Origin of the sequence: Corynebacterium sp. HMSC06C06 (assembly GCF_001807295.1) — a bacterium.
In the GTDB taxonomy this organism is placed as follows: domain Bacteria; phylum Actinomycetota; class Actinomycetes; order Mycobacteriales; family Mycobacteriaceae; genus Corynebacterium; species Corynebacterium striatum.
The window spans coordinates 24,896-41,213 of the sequence record NZ_KV788481.1 but is presented as its reverse complement, the minus strand read 5'-3'; the positions used below and the strand labels follow the sequence as shown (position 1 = coordinate 41,213).

Annotated in this window: 12 protein-coding genes; 4 read left to right on the top strand and 8 right to left on the bottom strand. The window is 59.5% G+C overall.

Annotated elements, in window-relative coordinates:
• Positions 1 to 14: 14 nt before the first annotated feature.
• The 3 genes from HMPREF3153_RS03220 to HMPREF3153_RS03210 all read left to right on the top strand — a co-directional run bounded on the left by HMPREF3153_RS03220 (position 15) and on the right by HMPREF3153_RS03210 (position 2,999).
• Complete coding sequence (locus tag HMPREF3153_RS03220; RefSeq protein ID WP_046646371.1) at positions 15 to 1,874, top strand: ABC-F family ATP-binding cassette domain-containing protein; 1,860 nt, start codon at positions 15 to 17, stop codon at positions 1,872 to 1,874.
• A gap of 125 nt (positions 1,875 to 1,999) precedes the next feature.
• The gene (locus HMPREF3153_RS03215; protein ID WP_005530100.1) at positions 2,000 to 2,551 is read left to right on the top strand and encodes a hypothetical protein; all 552 of its coding nucleotides are present in this window, start codon (positions 2,000 to 2,002) and stop codon (positions 2,549 to 2,551) included.
• Positions 2,552 to 2,672: 121 nt separating this feature from the next.
• On the top strand, positions 2,673 to 2,999 hold the full coding sequence (locus HMPREF3153_RS03210) for a putative quinol monooxygenase (RefSeq protein WP_034657186.1): 327 nt from the start codon (positions 2,673 to 2,675) through the stop codon (positions 2,997 to 2,999).
• Positions 3,000 to 3,083: 84 nt separating this feature from the next.
• On the opposite strand, the gene HMPREF3153_RS03205 is transcribed toward HMPREF3153_RS03210, so the two are convergent.
• From HMPREF3153_RS03205 to HMPREF3153_RS03195, 3 genes are all read right to left on the bottom strand, one after another.
• Complete coding sequence (locus HMPREF3153_RS03205) at positions 3,084 to 3,785, bottom strand: DUF1648 domain-containing protein (RefSeq protein ID WP_046646373.1); 702 nt, start codon at positions 3,783 to 3,785, stop codon at positions 3,084 to 3,086.
• 151 nt (positions 3,786 to 3,936) lie between these two features.
• Entirely contained in the window at positions 3,937 to 7,593 is a 3,657-nt protein-coding gene (locus HMPREF3153_RS03200; protein WP_246817154.1) for an acyltransferase family protein, read from the bottom strand.
• 105 nt (positions 7,594 to 7,698) lie between these two features.
• Positions 7,699 to 8,523: an HAD family hydrolase gene (locus tag HMPREF3153_RS03195; protein WP_210385543.1), complete on the bottom strand. Its 825-nt coding sequence runs from the start codon at positions 8,521 to 8,523 to the stop codon at positions 7,699 to 7,701.
• A 57-nt stretch (positions 8,524 to 8,580) separates the two neighbouring features.
• Between HMPREF3153_RS03195 and HMPREF3153_RS03190 the strand changes: the two genes are divergently transcribed.
• Positions 8,581 to 9,627: a 3-hydroxyisobutyryl-CoA hydrolase gene (locus HMPREF3153_RS03190; protein ID WP_070419991.1), complete on the top strand. Its 1,047-nt coding sequence runs from the start codon at positions 8,581 to 8,583 to the stop codon at positions 9,625 to 9,627.
• Positions 9,628 to 9,676: 49 nt separating this feature from the next.
• On the opposite strand, the gene HMPREF3153_RS03185 is transcribed toward HMPREF3153_RS03190, so the two are convergent.
• The 5 genes from HMPREF3153_RS03185 to HMPREF3153_RS03165 form a co-directional block, all read right to left on the bottom strand.
• Positions 9,677 to 10,885 (bottom strand): DUF6882 domain-containing protein, encoded by a 1,209-nt coding sequence (locus tag HMPREF3153_RS03185; protein ID WP_070419990.1) that lies wholly within the window; start codon positions 10,883 to 10,885, stop codon positions 9,677 to 9,679.
• A gap of 12 nt (positions 10,886 to 10,897) precedes the next feature.
• Complete coding sequence (locus HMPREF3153_RS03180; RefSeq protein WP_070419989.1) at positions 10,898 to 12,037, bottom strand: glycosyltransferase family 4 protein; 1,140 nt, start codon at positions 12,035 to 12,037, stop codon at positions 10,898 to 10,900.
• An 18-nt stretch (positions 12,038 to 12,055) separates the two neighbouring features.
• Positions 12,056 to 13,267, bottom strand: coding sequence for an NAD-dependent epimerase/dehydratase family protein (locus HMPREF3153_RS03175; RefSeq protein ID WP_005530083.1), 1,212 nt, complete (start codon positions 13,265 to 13,267; stop codon positions 12,056 to 12,058).
• A gap of 139 nt (positions 13,268 to 13,406) precedes the next feature.
• Positions 13,407 to 14,006 carry a TetR/AcrR family transcriptional regulator gene (locus HMPREF3153_RS03170; protein ID WP_070419988.1) on the bottom strand — a complete coding sequence of 200 codons (600 nt, stop codon included), beginning with the start codon at positions 14,004 to 14,006 and terminating at the stop codon, positions 13,407 to 13,409.
• Between the two features lie 35 nt (positions 14,007 to 14,041).
• Positions 14,042 to 16,300 carry an MMPL family transporter gene (locus HMPREF3153_RS03165; RefSeq protein ID WP_070419987.1) on the bottom strand — a complete coding sequence of 753 codons (2,259 nt, stop codon included), beginning with the start codon at positions 16,298 to 16,300 and terminating at the stop codon, positions 14,042 to 14,044.
• Positions 16,301 to 16,318 lie beyond the last annotated feature (18 nt).

The window sequence follows — 16,318 nt, the reverse complement described above, 5'->3', positions numbered from 1 at the left end:
GATGGGACAACGTTATGGCGAACCTTATTAACTTGGAAAACGTATCCAAATCTTTCGGCCTCCAGACTCTCCTTGATGGGGTATCACTCGGCGTGCAATCCGGTGACCGAATCGGAATCGTTGGCGTTAACGGCGGCGGTAAGACCACGCTTCTAGAGGTCTTGACTGGCATCGAGCCGCCAGACGAGGGGCGCGTTTCCCACAACTCCGATCTACGCATGGCTGTGGTGACGCAACGCTTTGAGCTTGACGACGCCCTGACCATCGCCCAGGTCATCATCGAACCGCTCGGCCTCGAAACCTTTGAGTGGGCCTCCAACGCCAAGGTACGCGACGTCCTGGGGGGCCTCGGAATTGTGGAACTCGGCCTAGAGACCCAAGTGGGCTCGCTCTCGGGTGGTGAGCGCCGCCGCGTGAATCTAGCCGCAGCGCTCGTACAGGAACTCGACCTCGTGGTACTCGACGAGCCGACCAACCACCTCGACGTCGAGGGCGTGCAGTGGCTTGCGCAGCACCTGCTGGGCCGCAAGATTGCCGTCGTGGTGGTCACTCACGACCGCTGGTTCCTGGATACCGTCGCCACCACCACCTGGGAAGTGCACGACGGCGTGGTCGACCCCTACGAGGGCGGTTACAACGACTGGATCTATGCCCGCGCCGAGCGCGCCCGCCAGGCCGACGCCATGGAACAGCGCCGCCAGAATCTCGCCCGCAAGGAGCTGGCCTGGCTGCGCCGAGGTGCGCCGGCTCGTACCTCCAAGCCGCGTTATCGCATTGAGGCCGCCGAGGCCCTCATCGCGGACGTCCCCGCGCCGCGCAACAAGGTTGAGCTCATGGCCTTTTCCAAGCAGCGCCAAGGCCGCGTGGTTATCGAACTCGAGGACGCGACCGTGGCAACCCCCGACGGCCGTGTGCTGGTAGACCATCTGACCTGGCGCCTCGCGCCGGGCGAGCGCATTGGCCTCGTTGGCGTTAACGGTTCCGGCAAGACCACTCTGCTGCGCGCTTTGGCAGGGGAGCACTCGCTCACGGCAGGCAAGCGCATTGAGGGGCAGACGGTGCGCCTGGGTTGGCTGCGCCAGGAACTCGACGACCTTGATCCGCAACGCCGGCTTATCGACGCCGTCGAAGACGTCGCTACCTATGTCCACCTCGGCAAGAAGGAGCTGAGCGCCTCGCAACTGGCCGAGCGCCTCGGCTTCTCTGCCAAACGCCAGCGCACCCCGGTGGGTGACCTGTCCGGTGGCGAGCGCCGCCGCCTGCAGTTGACCCGCGTGCTCATGGCCGAGCCAAATGTTCTTCTGCTGGACGAGCCAACCAATGACCTGGACATTGATACCCTTCAGGAGCTCGAGTCGCTTCTAGACTCGTGGCCCGGAACGATGGTGGTCATCTCGCACGACCGCTACCTCGTAGAAAGGATCGCCGACAACACCTATGCGCTGTTCGGCGACGGCAAGCTGACTAACCTGCCGGGAGGAATCGACGAATACCTGCGCCGCCGCGCCCAGCTCGACGCCGCCCAGAATTCCGGTGTCCTGAACCTGGGCGGTAAGAACGCGGACGGAACTGCTGCCGATACGGCCAAGACCAAGGGCGACGGAGCCGGCGGCACTGGCACCGCGGCGCCAAAGCGCCTGAGCTCGCAGGAAGAACGCGAGCTGACCAAGAAGATGAACGCACTGGAACGCAAGATGTCCAAGCTCGACGAGCAAGCGGAGAAAGTGAGTGCGACCATGGCAGAAGTTGCCGCTGCGACGGTACTCGATACCGAGCAGCTCACTAAGCTAGATGCGCAGCTCAAAGACATCACCGCGCAGCGCGAGGAGCTGGAAATGGAGTGGCTGGAACTCGGTGAAAAGCTGGAGGGATAAGCCTTTGGGCAAGCGGGGCGTCGTCAAGCATGCCTCCCCCTGCCGTATAACGATGCGGTTGCGATCTGCCGAACAGCGTTCAATGCGGTGTCCTCATACCGCGTAGCTGTGGCACGGTGGAGGTCATGAACATCTCGCGCCGCATCCTCCCCGTTACAGCCGCACTTGCCTTGACCATGGGTGGGCTGGTGCCAGCCCAGGCACAGGTTCAGCTCCCGCCACAGGTCCAAGAGCTTTCCTCCCAGCTGCCAGCGGGTAGCTCGCAAATTGAGCTGCCTGCACAGGCATACGACCTCGCCAAGCAGTTCAACATTCAGCTGCCGCCGTTTATCAAGCAGCCAGCCCCTGAGGTGGCCCACCAGCTGGTTAGCGCCACGAATGCGCACCTGCGCAAGCAGGGCCATGTTGAAGACGGCAACGCGCGAAACATCGCGCAGGAGTGGGCTGATCACGGCGCAGCGGGAACGCTGACCTTCCACGGCAATGCCGGTGATGGCCGCACCCACCTCAACGAGGGCAGCGGCAACGTCTACCGCCTGAGCATCCAGGAAGCACAAGACCGCCTCAACTGGCTCAACCGCGACGTCCCAGTTACCCCGGGACCTAGCAAGCACTTTGGCGTGGCCACCAGCTTCGACGGCTCGAACGTCTACGTTGCGGAGTACTTCTTTAACTAGTCTTTGCTTCTTTATCTACTAAGGACGACGGGTGCACTGATCTGACCCACTGCGCGGAGCAGAAAGGCAGGTCATGACGGGAGCATGGCGGCGTAGTTTCCGGGTACGTAAGATGGTCCCCATGATTTTGATTAACGTAAAATTCCACGTAAAGCCCGAATATGCAGAGACCTTCCTCGAGGAGATCGACTGGTACACCCAGGCTTGTAATGCGGAGTCGGGTTGCCTGAACTTTGATTGGTACCGTGATCCGGAGGACCGTCAGCGCTTCCTCCTCGTTGAGGCTTATGCTGATGGCAAGGACGTGGATCATGTCCAGGGCGAGCACTTTAAGCGCTCCTGCGAGGAGTTCCCGAAGTATCTGCTGGAGACCCCGGAAATCATCAACGTCCACATTGACGGGAAGACCGAGTGGGACCGCATGGCCGAGTACAAGGTCGAGTCCTAAGAAACTCGCTTAAAAGCAATCCGCCTCCCTGCACCGTGTATACAACCACGCAGCGCAGGAAGGCGGATTTTTTATTTGGGCAATCTAGGCCGCGACGTTAAGAAGGATAATCAATAGGGCCGGAGGTACTAAGAGCCCAGCGAGGATAAACCAGGCATTTTTCTGCCCAAAGTTGAATTGGGAAGAACCGCTGGGAAGGGGCACCATCGCGCGGGTATCTGTGGGGTCGTAGTAGAACAATCCGTAACGAAGCTTGCCCGCTGTAGAGGAGTCAGGAAAGTGTTCATCCAGCTTTTTATTTATGCTATTCAACCTGAACACGAGCCAGACGCAAGCCACAAGGATGGCAACGACTAGGAACTGTATAACTAGTGGAGCGAGGCTTGGAGCGAAGAGACTAGTAAGCGCGAACGCCGTGCAGATTGCCGTTAATGCAAAAAACCAAAAGCTTAACGCTGGAAGGATAGCAGCGGAGTGAGCACGGCTACGATCGATATCAACCGCAGAAAACTGCGAATAGCCGTTTGTGGTTGTCTTGGTGCTTTGTTGCGTTATGCCGATAGTTACTGCTGATGTAATCGTGAGAACGAGAGGTACAAGTAACGCAAAGCCAATTGCATTTCGATAGGTCTTTGGCATCCATGCATCAGGTTCGCCTCGACCATTGAAATGCTTGGGCAGCGAGTCTGGGAGGCTGTCCCAGCCGAGGATTACAACTATTGCGGCGACTAGCGCAAGCGCTGCCGTGGCTACTAACCAAACCCATTCTTTGCGTGGAGCTGTCAACAGGAAGTTCCTCGGGTGTGCAGTTTCCTACATAAATCCAAAACAGTATAACGAAAATTTCGGCTCAAGCGTTAGGCAAACGAAAAGGCGGGCAGTCTGTTGTAAGAGACCGTCCGCCTTTTGCGTTCTAGGGGCTTTGGCTCAAGAACTTCTAGATCTGGCACTTGGATTCCAAGTTCTTGTCGTAGTTGGAGTACTGCAACAAGGCGTAGTGGAAAGCCAGGGCGTATTCCGAGGCGCCTTCCGGAAGCGGGTGAATGCCGTCGGAATAGAGCAAGTTCGGGTTGCTCTGTGCGTGGGTGCACCAGTCAGCGAGGTAGACGTTGTCGTACTTTTTCGCAGCGTCGATGACGTCGCGCTGGGACTGTGCCATCCATCCGCGGTCGCCGTAAGGAACGGCCATCACGATGGTGTGGTCTGGGCCGATGAGGTCAACGACTTCCTGAATCTGGTCAGGGAAGGCCGGGCCATTGGTACCGAAGCCAAGGAAGACCGTGGAGCGCAGCTGACCAGAATCCTTGAGCTGCTGAATGATCGGGATAGCTGCCGTGTAGTGGCGGGAAACGGCGGCGTCGACGTAGATGCCTGGGTAGCGCTGCTGCAGTGCCTCGGAGGCAGCCAACATCACCGAGTCACCGATGGCGGTAATCTCATTGCCGGTTGGTACCGGACGGCGGGTATTTTCTACTGGGTTCGCTGGAGCTGCCGTATCGCCAGGGTTGCCCTGGTTGCTTTGGGTGTTCTTCTGCTGCAGCATCTCGAGCTGCTGCTCCAGCTCAGACTTATCGCTGGAGGTCGCCAGCGCGTAGCCCACGCCCACTAGGGAAGCGACGACGATCAACGGCACGAGCGGCCAAAAGGCCTTGGCAAATCCGTCCTTCATCTCGGACATCGAGGGGCGGGCCGCCCAGTAGTCAGTCCACGTCTTCTTGTAACCGCCGCGGCGGAAAGGATTCTCCACGAACTGGTAGGAAAGCTCTGCCAGCAGGAAGGAGATCGGTACTGCGACAAGGCCCAGAATCCATGGCTTGTCGGAGGAGTGGTTTCCGTCGAAAATCGCGCGTAAAATCATCACGACCGGCCAGTGCCACAGGTATAGCGAGAAGGAACGCTGACCCAGCCAACGCATGACGGCGGTGCTGAAGATCCATTTGAGAGGACCGAATTCGCGGACGATGCCCCAAATCATGAGTGCACCGAGGACGCTTGTCAGCACCAAGCCGCCGCGGTAGGTGAAGTCTGCATCGTCCGGCATTAGGAACAGCTGCGCGATGTAACCCGCAAGCGCTAAGAAGCCAATCGTTCCTGCCAGAACGCGCTCGGACTTTCCGGGACTTGCCCACGAGTCAGCCTCGGGATCTTCCTTGGTGCTGGTGAGCATCAAAGAAAGGATTGCGCCAATGAGCAAGCCGAAGGCGTGGGTATCGGTGCCGTAGTAGACGCGCGTTGGGTCCTCACCAGGAGCGTAGATGAGCCACATTGCGACGCCGGACGCGATGGCCAGAATTAACGAGACCGCAATTGGGAGGCGGCGGGGCTGACGTCGAGAAATGGCGAAAATGGTGAAAATGAGCAGGGGCCAAATGACATAGAATTGCTCTTCAACAGCCAACGACCAGTAGTGGGCAAAGACCTGAATTTCGTTGTCAGCAAAGTAAGACTGCGAGGTGGCAATCTGTGTCCAGTTATTGACGAAGAAGAACGTGCCCAGGAACTGCTCGCGGATTCCTACTGCTAGATCACCGCCGACGAGGGCAACGATGGACGTGCAAATGATGAGCACGGTCAACGCTGCGGGCAGGATTCGGCGGAATCGGCGGACCCAGAAATCCTTCAAGCTGATGCGGCCACTGGCGCGGAATTCGCGGACGAGCAGGGAGGTAATCAAGAATCCGGATAGGACAAAGAACATGTCAACGCCGAGGTAACCACCGGGCAGGAAGTCGCCGAAGAAGTGGTAGATGACCACTGCGAGGACGGCTAGGCCGCGAAGGCCGTCGAGGCCCTTGACCTGGCGCAGGCGGGCGCGGCGGTTGTGCTTTACTTCCTTGCTTTCTGGTGGCGTGGCAAGTGCTTCGGGCTCGTGGGGGAAGCTGTCCACCATGACCGGGGTAGCCGGTTTTGCAGATTGCTGCGGGCGCGGCTCATTCTTGGGCGGCTGCACAAATGCCGCTGGGGCAGTAGCGATGCTTGCTTCTTTGGCAGTGGACTTTGCGATTGGCTTATTGTTCGGCTTGGCGTCTGAGGTCTGCGCAGAACGATTGGGATGCTTCTGTGCTTCACGAGGAGGCTTCGGCGACTTCAGCTGCTGCTGGGAAGGCGTGCCCACGGATTGCGAGCGACGTGCGAGTGCGCGTGCGATCTCCTGCTCAGTGGCAGCGTGGTTCGCGGAGTTTGCGGTGGCTGCTGCGCCAGCTGCTTTTGCAGTGGTTCCAGGCTTCCCGGTACTCGCTGGGCGGTTCGCCTGTTCTGCCTCTGGCCGTGGCTTTTGCGGCTGCTGTGCTTGAGCCTTGGGCTGTGTCTGCTTAGCCTGAGATTGCGGAGCCTGGGCCTTTGGCTGGGCCTGAGCCTGCAGCTTTCCAGCAGGCTGAGAAGCTTGGGCCGTCTGAGATGCCTGTGCTGCGTTGGCCGGCTTGCCCTCGGGCAGCTTGTTCTTACCAGCATCAGGTTGCTTCGGTTGTTGCTTTGCAGGTGGAGTCTGTGCATCAGCCTTGGCCTTGGTTGCGGAAACACCGGCTGCGGCGGCACCAGCTGCTGCGGGGCTTGCCTTCGGGGCGCCCTGTTTCGGCGTCTCTGGCTTAGTGCTTTGCTTCGAGGTGGCGGGCTTGGCGCCCTGCTTCGCAGTGTTCGGCTGAGCGCTTTGTTGAGTCTTTGGCTGTTGAGTCTTTGGCGCCTGTGCGTTCTGCGGCTTTGGGGCGGCAGACGCCATTTGCGTCTGTGCTGCAGGATGCTTCGTTGCAGGCGGATAAATCAGACGTGGTTTCTTTTTGTCATCGGCGTTCTTGGCTCCTTCGATGGTGGAAGTGCTTGGCTTGGAAGATTTATCAGCCGGGGCCTTGGGCGCCTTTGAGTTCTGTGGCTGCTTGTTTCCTGCAGAGGAGTTGCCAGTCTTGGGCTGCTGAGCGTCCTTGGCTGGTTGTTGCTTCTGTGCGTTGTTGTTTGGACGTGGCGGCAGCTTCGCAGAGGGGGTGTCCTTCACCACAGATTTGGTGGAATTCTGCTGAGCTGGCTCGTGCTTGGCCTGCTTCGGATGGTCTACGGATGCGTTCTTCTGGCCACTTGCGGTCTTGTCCGCCGGCTTAGCTGCATGCGAACCATCTTTCTCCGATTTCCCAGCGTTCTTGGTGCCTTCGATGGTGGAAGTGCTCGGCTTGGAAGAATTGCCTGCCGGAGTTTTGGGCGCGGCCGGCTTAGGTGCTGGTGCTTTCCCCGGCTGAGGCTTTGCAGACTGCTGCGGAGACTTACCCTGACCAGGCTTGGGCATCTGAGGCTTAGCGGAGTCCTGGGGTTTTGGAGCTGGAGTCTTTTTCTGAGTCGGCTGTGCGGCCGGCTTCGCTGCAGAATCGGTGCCAGAAGGTTTGCCTTGAGCGGGCTTAGTGCCCTGCGCCTTTGTAGATTCCGGCGTGGAGGCCTTCGCGCTGTCCTTATCCTTCGGAGCTTCAGGCTTGTTGCCGGACTGCGGAGGGGTGGCCTGCGAAGCCTGCTCTCCCTTGGACGGAGTCGCGACCGGTTGGTAAACGGGTTTCTTGGACTTCTCCTGGGCAGTTGAGGAAGGCTTGCCGAGGAGGGACCTCAAAAACTGTTTCAAAACATTCTCCAGGGGAATAGCGGCTAGCGACTGGATCAGTTTAGCCCGCGAAGTGTATGGATTCCTAAAATAACGGGGAGTGTTTCTCACCCAAATTTGGACTGCCTAAGAAATGCTTAAATCGCTGGTTGGGACACCTGCGAACAGGCCCCGCAGTACCGTAGCGACACCATTGTCGGCATTGGAGGGGGCAATGATATCCGCAATCTCTTTCAATTGCGGGTGCGCATTGTCCATCGCCACCGCCAATCCGGCAGTACGAAGCAATTCGTAATCGTTGAGGAAGTCCCCAAAAGCAGCGGTCTCAGCAAGAGGGATTGAACTCAACTCAGCCATCGTAGTCAACGCCGCGCCCTTGTCGACGCCGTCCGCCATCACGTCCAGCCACACCTTGCCGGAGATGGCCACATTGTGGTCCTGGACGACATCATCGATAGTGGGGGCAAGGTTGGCCTCAGATCCGTCCTGGCAGTAGGCCGCAATCTTGATGATGTTGTCGTGCTGCACCGCGGTGAGGTCGTCCACCCACGTCACTGCCTTGTAATACTTAGCGATCTCTGCGACGGCATGGTCCGGGATGTCACGCTCAATGAACGCGCCAGCTGGAGTGCACAAAACCAGCGTGTGTTCGGCAGGAAGAGTCGCCGATGCGTCCAAGACGCGCTCGACCACCTCGACCGGCAGTGGGAAGGTCGCGATGATGTCGCCATCGCGCATGACGACGGCGCCGTTTTCCGCAATGAAGGTAGAAAACTCCGGGAACATCAGCTGCAGGGTGGCAAGTTGGCGTCCGGATGCGGGGATAAGCGTAGCGCCCTGACTCCGGGCGAGCTCGGTGAGCTCAGCAAAATCCGGGGGAAGTTGACCTTGGGGGTCAAGCAGTGTGCCGTCCATGTCTAGCGCAATGAGCTGCGGAACCAAAGTGTCCAACCAATCTGTGATTTATCGGGGTGGCTGTATCAATTGTGATGTGTAACACTGGTGTGCATGTCTGAGAAAACAAATGTCGAAAACACAACAGCCTCGCCAGTGCTTGTTTCAATTCGCAACCATACCGGAGTGATTGAGCTAAATCGCCCGCGCGCGCTCAATAGTTTGAATCCTGAGATGCTTGGCATTATTCGTCAAGCTCTTTCCCAGTGGCGTCACAACGACGAGGTCGAGCAGGTGCTCGTATATTCCAATAGCCCCAAAGCTTTCTGCGCAGGTGGCGACGTACGCGCTGCGCGCGACGGCGTTCTCGCCGAAAAGTGGGCAGAGGTAGACGAGTTCTTCGAAGGCGAGTACGCGCTCAACGGGGATATCGCCGAGTATCCCAAGCCGTATATCGCTGTTATCGACGGCGTAGCCATGGGCGGAGGCTTGGGTATCTCCGCGCATGGTTCGCACCGAGTCGTTACAGAGAAGGCCTTCGCGTCTATGCCGGAGATGGCAATCGGCTACGTTACCGACGTCGGCATCGCCTACATGTCCCAGCGCATGGTCGGAACTCGCGGGGAAGCTGACCCCGCTCTGGCGAAGTTCTGGGGTTTGAGCGGCTACCGCATGTATGCAGCCGACATGCTGTGGTCTGGCCTTGCCACCCACGTCGTCAAGGATGCCGATGCCTTTATCGAGGACGTCGTCGCCGACGGAGTTGACGCGGCCATCGAAAAGCACGCCGTAGAACCTGAAGGTCAGCCAGAGCTGGCAGGTCTCATCCAAGACATCGACGAGGTATTCCAACACGCAACGTGGGAAGAGATCGCAGCCGCGTTGCCACAACATCCGGAACTCGCAGAACTCTTCGCCAAACTCACCGAGAAGGCGTGCGCTTCGGCTTTGGTCGCAGCGACCGAGCTTTTCGAAGCCGAAGCTAATGCCGCCGACATTCGCGAGGCGCTGCGTATGGAACTAGAACTCGGCAAGCACATGTTGCGCCGCCCAGATTTCGCAGAGGGTGTCCGCGCTGTTCTGGTGGACAAAACCCAAGACGCGCAGTTCCAGCCGGCTGGCCAGCCGGAAGAATTCCGCGCAGCTATCGCCCGCGCTTAGAAAGCCCAAGACCCGCCGAGTGCACACTCGGCAGGCCGGGTTTTAGAAATTACAAAAGGATGCCGCGGCTTGCCGCATAAGCAGAGCGAGCGCGGGCGGCATCGCATTGCGTCGGCGGTTTTACCGCCAGTACTGCATCGGTAACATCACGCGTCGGCGCGGGCAGCGTCAAGGTAGGCGAGCTCGCCAGGAACAACCCAGTCTTTTCACCCAAGCGCGCGGTCAGCAGCGTCCATACTCCCAACACCGGCATTGCCATCTGTGGCAGATGAGCAGCCCGCGCCCACGCTAGGGGCAGCTGAGGACGCACGAAATCCGGCAGCGCATTATCGCGTCCAAAACGTAGAAGATTATGTGCAGCTTGGGCCGCGACAGTCGAGGAATACTCAGGCTCCGCCCATGCCCAGGTCAAATTCTCAGAGTCAACAACCGCGATGAGGTGCGCGTTCACGGTCGTCGAGCCGGTAGCCGTGTTAAGCACGGCGCTTCCCGTCGAAAGATCGAGTTCAGCCTCAGCGTTGGGGTAGCGTGCCTCCAGGAAGAATTGGTGCTCAACGGCAGTGAAGTGGGCGTCGGAAAGCACCTGCTCCGGCAACAAACCATAGTTGCGTCCCTGCAGAACCACGATGCGCTGGCCTTCTGGGGCGCCCTCAGGAGTAAGGCGGACTTCAGTGCCATCGCTGAGTCGAATGCTCTCCGAATCCGCGCGCGTGGTGGAGTCTGTCTCAAGGCCCATCGCTTGGGCCAAGTGCAATAGCGCCAAACGCTCGTCGACCCCACCGCTAAAGCGCTCGATGCCTGCGAGAATCGTGGCTCGGGCGTCCTGCGGAAGTTGGGTGAAGGGCACCGCTATGATTGCCTCGTGATCGCCCTGCTGAGCGCGCACGACCGGGGCGTTTCCTACCAAGAAGCGCGCAATGGTGAGCAACGATTCGTGGTAAGGCTGCGGAGCGTGGAACTCCGCCATGGGAGCTTGGGCTGCTCCTGTGGCTCGCCAAGTTAGGACCTCGTCCTCCACGGTGGCAAGGCGAATTCCCGGAAAGTCCTGCGGGCCCCTCGCTGTGTTGAAACGCACCTGAACCTTTTGATCGAGCTCAGTCTCCGCGTCTCCTTCAGGAGATGGCTGGAAGTTGAACTCGATGGCAGTTACCTTGCCCAAAAACTCGGCGAAGGAGGCGTCTATTCCGGTTTGCACGAATGCGCCGGCGGAGTAGATCTCTTCCAAGCTGGTGGGCAGTGGCAACGGCGGCAATGGCATGAGGAATCCTTGTCAGCGGTGATAGGGGTTGGCAGTAGCTTCTTCATAGGCTGCAACGAGTGCCTTTGTGGATTCTAACCATGAATACTGCTCAGCTTCGGCACGCGCGGCCTGTCCCATGGCGGCGCGTCGCGAAGAATCTTCAATCAGGCCCAGCGCTGCGCCCGCCCAAGCTTCGTCGGGAGCGTCGGGATCGATGAGGTGGCCCGTCACGCCTTCTTCGATGACGAAGGGGATTCCGCCAGCGTTGGTGCCGATGACCGGCACTCCAGAGGCGAAGGATTCCAATGCCACGAGGCCGAGGGTTTCGGTGGCAGAGGGGAAGAGGAATACGTCGCCCGAAGCGAAGGCCTGCGCGAGTTCTTCGCCGGAGAGGTAGCCGGTAAATACCGTCATCTCGGGATCGAAGGTTGCCTTGAGCGCGTCGAGGTACGGTCCCGCGCCGATGATGGCGAGGCGTGCGTCCGGTGCCTGGCCGCGCACCAGGCGGATGACGTTGTCGAGCCTTTCCAGGTCTTTTTCCTTGGAGATGCGCCCGATATAGGTCAGCAGTGGGGCCTCCGGGTGGCCGGCGGTGAGGCGTTCGCGCATGCTTGGCGACGCCTTCCTCGGGTGATACGTCTGCGTGTCCACGGCCTTGGGCCACAGTTTGACGTTGTGCATGCCGATGCCGCGGGCCTTATCCACCATCGGGCCAGAGGTGCAAAGGTTCACGGCGGCCTGGTTGTGGAGGTAGTTGATGGCGGCCTCAGTCAGTGGGCGGGTCCAGCCGATGCCGAGTGCTTCAACGTATTCGGGGACGTTGGTGTGGAAGCTGGCCACGAGTGGGACGGCGTCGCGCTGCGCCGCGAATACGCCAAGTGCAGCGGTCCAGACTGGATTGACGGCGTGGATGACGTCAGGCTCCCAGGCGCGAATCTCCGAGAAGAACTTCCAGGTGGGCAGTCCGAACTTGATCTCTGGATACACCGGCAGAGAGAGACTAGGGATGCGGGTTACCTCGAATCCCGCAAAGGTCTCTGGCGGGTTGCCTGGGGCGAAGATGCGGACCTCATGGCCCAGTACCGCGAGCTGTTTCAGGGTGTGGGTGATGCGGGTGACTACTCCGTCGATCTTTGGCAGGAAGACCTCGGTAACGATGGCTATGCGCACGATGCTTCGGTGAATTGCTTAGTGAGCGGCCTCGTTGAGGAGTTCTTCCGGAACGCCCGCATGCTGCTGCTTGGTCCACAGGGACTGGGCCGGGATCTTGGAGCGGTCCACTCGGTCGGCGTAGCGCTGCGCGACTTCCTCGACCTCGTGAAGGAGACCCTCGGACAAAGTGGTGGGTTCAAGGCCCAGCTCGAGGAAGGTGTTGTTAGAGACGTGTAATTCGTTTTCTGCGGACTCCTTGCGCGGGTTCGGCACCATGGCGAGCTTGGCACCAGAGAGTTTGGCCACCAGTTCTGCGAGATCGCGAACGCGGTGGGTTTCAGTCATTTGGTTAATGATCTTGACGCGATCACCCTTGGCCGGCGGGTTCTCGAGCGCGAGTTCGACGCAGCGAACCATGTCGCGGATGTGGATGAAAGCGCGGGTCTGGCCGCCGGTGCCGTGGACGGTAAGCGGGTAGCCGATACCGGCCTGGATGAGGAAGCGGTTGAGCACCGTGCCGTAGTCGCCGTCGTAGTCGAATCGGTTGATAAGGCGCTCGTCCTTGAGGGTCTGCTCGGTGTGGGTGCCCCAGATGATGCCCTGGTGCAGGTCGGTGATGCGCAGTTCATCGTTCTTGGCATAGTACGCAAACAGGTGCTGATCCAGGACTTTAGTCATGTGGTACACGGAGCCAGGGTTAGAAGGGTACAGGATCGACTGCTCGATCGGCTCTTGGCCCTCAACCTTGACTTGGACGTCGAGGTAGCCTTCCGGAATTTCCATTCCGGCGGTGCCGTAGCCATAGACGCCCATCGTGCCAAGGTGCGCCACGTGAATGTCTTCACCGGACTCGACGATGGCAGTCAGCAGGTTGTGGGTGGCGTTGATGTTGTTGTCCACTGTGTAGCGCTTGGTGCGGGAGCTCTTCATGGAGTAAGGCGCAGCGCGCTGCTCGGCGAAGTGCACCACGGCGTCGGGACGCTCGGTGGTGAGGAACTCAAGGAGAGCGTCGTAGTCCTGCGCCACGTCGAAGTTGCGGAACTCGATGGTCTTACCGGAGACCTCGTGCCAGGCGGCGATGCGCTCTTCGATGGAGACGATCGGAGTCAAAGACTCAGCGCCTAGCTCGGTGTCGATGGCGCGGCGGGAGAGGTTGTCCACGATGATGACGTCGTGGCCTTGATCAGATAGGTACAGGGAGGCTGGCCATCCACAGAATCCGTCGCCGCCCAGAATCGCTACCTTCACTGTGGAGACTCCAAATATGCTCGGGGGTAAATACGACTTACACGACAATACCCCGGAAACCACCGCTCTTGCGGGGGCCCGGGGTGAATTTTCAGTGAACTGCAAAAATCAGGGGACACTGAGCTGGGTTGTGGCTGGTCTAAGGAATCTGCTTCAGGAATTGGAAGGCATGATGCACGATCTCGCGCTTTTCAGCGGAACTGAGCTTTGTGCCGGAGCTTTCCTGGTCAGCGATCTCCGTCAGCGCGACCTTGCCCGCGGCGCCGTGTGCTGCAAGCAGGATTGCTAGTTCCAGTTTGGAATAACCTGGCATGCGGCGGCCGAAAGCCTCGACGATTCCGAAAGCCACCTTTTCAAAGCGTTGGCGTTCCTCAGCAGTGTGGCTCATGCTCTCGATGGACTCGCCGATTGTGACGAGCGTGGCGAGGGAATACAGATTGGGCTGGTCATCGCCGAGGACCTCGAGCAACATAGTCTCGAAGAATTCGTTGATGCCCATCTCCGGGTGCATGTTCTCGACATCAGCGGAGTAGGACTCGAGCAAGCTTGCGGCGAAGAACAACAAAGCATCGGAGGCCGAAGAGAAATAGTTATGGAAGGTGCGCGGGGATACCCCCGCGGCTTCAGCAATTCGGGCGACGGTGAGGTTTTCCACGCCCTCATCAACCACCAAACGCGCTACCGAATCTGCAATGGCATGGCGCGTTGCCTGCTTCTTGGTTTCCCGCAAGCTAGACACGAGCTGCTTCCTTTCCCTTCGACTTTTCCTCTACCTTATCGCGCTGAAACTCTTTGGAGTTCTTCGTGCTGGGCACTGAGAGCCTCGCCTTCGATGTCCATGTTGGGCAGAATCCTATCGAGCCACTTCGGAATTGACCATGCCTTCTTATCGAGCAGGAACATCGTGGCCGGGATGATCATCATGCGTACAACGAAGGCGTCCATGAACACACCAACCGCAAGGGCGAAGCCCATGGTCTTGATGAATGGGAGGTCAATGAGCATGAAGGCTGCGAACACGGAGATCATGATGAGCGCTGCCGCGGTCACGGTGCGTGCGCCATGCTTGAAGCCATTCGACGTCGCGTTGCCTGCGGTCTTGCCATGGACGAAGCCCTCGCGCATGCGGGTGACCAGGAATACCTGGTAGTCCATTGCGAGACCAAAGGTCAGGCCGATGAGCATGATCGGCAGGAAGGACAGCAGCGGCTGTGGGTCGTCGATGATTCCGAACATGCCCTCCTGGAAGATGGCCACGGTGACGCCGAAGGTGGCTGCCATGGACAGGCCGAAGCCAGCGGCCGCGATGAGCGGCACCCAGATGGAGCGGAAGACGAGGAGAAGCACGATGAATGCTAGGCCGAGGACGATCGCGATGTAGGGGAGGAGGACGTCGCTAAGCTTCTGCGAAATGTCATCGAAGATTGGGGTGATACCAGTGATGCCGTAGGTGCCGCCGGTGTTGTCTTCGAACTCGGCCTTGAAACCGCGGAGCTTTTCCAGGGTTTCGGTGGTGGTCTCGTCGGTTGCGCCGGTGGTCGGGGTAATCAGGATCTGCGCCGCGTCCATGTTGTCCGTGGTGGCGACGATCTGCGCATTGACGACGCCCTCGGTCTCACTGAAGTCCTTGAGGAGTTCCTGGAAGGCCGGCATGCGGTCTTGCTTTGCGACGTCCGCGATGTCGACGTAAGCGATCATCGGGGCGTTGCGACCTGGGCCGAATGCCTCTTCGGTCATCTCATAAGCATCGCGCTGCGGGGTGCCCAGCTTCGAGGTTCCGTCGGTGGGCATGGCCAGGCGCAGGTTGGCGGCCGGCAGGGCGAGGATTCCGAGCAACAGCACGCCGGCGATGAGGTGCATCCACGGGTGAGCGCGAATGTGGCGTACCCACTTTAGGCCCATGGTGGGCTTTTCGTCCTCAGGGTCCGGAACCTTGGGGCCCGGCACGCGGCCAACGAAGACCTTGGTGCCGAACAAGCCCAAGAGGCCAGGGATGAAGGTGAGCGCGACGCAGACTGCCACAACCACGGTTGCGGCAGCGGCGATGGCCATGGTGGACAGGAATGGAATGCCGATGATGGTCAGCGCTGCCAGCGCGATGACCACGGTGGCACCAGCGAAGACCACGGAGGAACCAGCGGTGCCCAAGGCCATGCCCATGGCGTGTGCGCGGGTTGCCTTGTCCATCTTCTTGAGCTCCTGCGCGAGCTCCTTCGGGCTCAGGTCATTGAGTCCGGAGGAGGTGATGAGCTCGTTGCGGAAGCGGGCCACGATGAACAGCGCGTAGTCGATGCCCACGGCCAAGCCGATCATGGAGGCCAGCATTGGCGTCATGTCGGAGACAGAGTCCGTGAAAATGGTGGCGAGCTGGACGCCCAGGATTCCCACGCCCACGCCGACGACGGCAGAGATGAGCGGCATACCTGCGGCCACGAAGGAACCGAAGGTGATGAGCAGGACGATGGCGGCAACGATGAGGCCGATGACCTCGGAGGTCATCTCTTCGGCAGGGATCTCAGTGACGGACGCGGCATCGAAGTTCATGGAGATCGTACCGGTGCGCTTGTCCTCGCTGAGAGGGGAGAGTGCGGCAAGGTTGGAATCGATCTGCTCCTGCGGCATGCCCTGCGCGGCCATTTTCTCGGTCATCTGCTTCTGCATTCCCATGGAAGCCATGACCGGGTTGACGATTGCGTCGGGGTCCTTCAGCGCGTCGGTTCCTTGCAGCTCCTTGATCATGGAATCGACTTCGCCCATGACCGTCTTATCCGTGAGCTTTTTGCCCTCCGGAGCCTGCAGTGTGATGGTGGCGCTGGGGGCACTCATTGCATCTGTCTCCGTGCCGAAGCGCTCCATCATCTGCTCTTGGGTGACGGTGGAGTCCATGTCTGGCATGGAAAAAGTGGGGCTTGGAGACTTCGCGAAGGCGCCAGCGAGGCCGCCCATCGCGACGAGCAGTACCAGCCAGAACGCGAGGAACGGCCAGACTTTTCGATATGACCAGCTACCCAAGCGGTAGAGGAATTTTGACATGTGCAGATCCTTTATGAA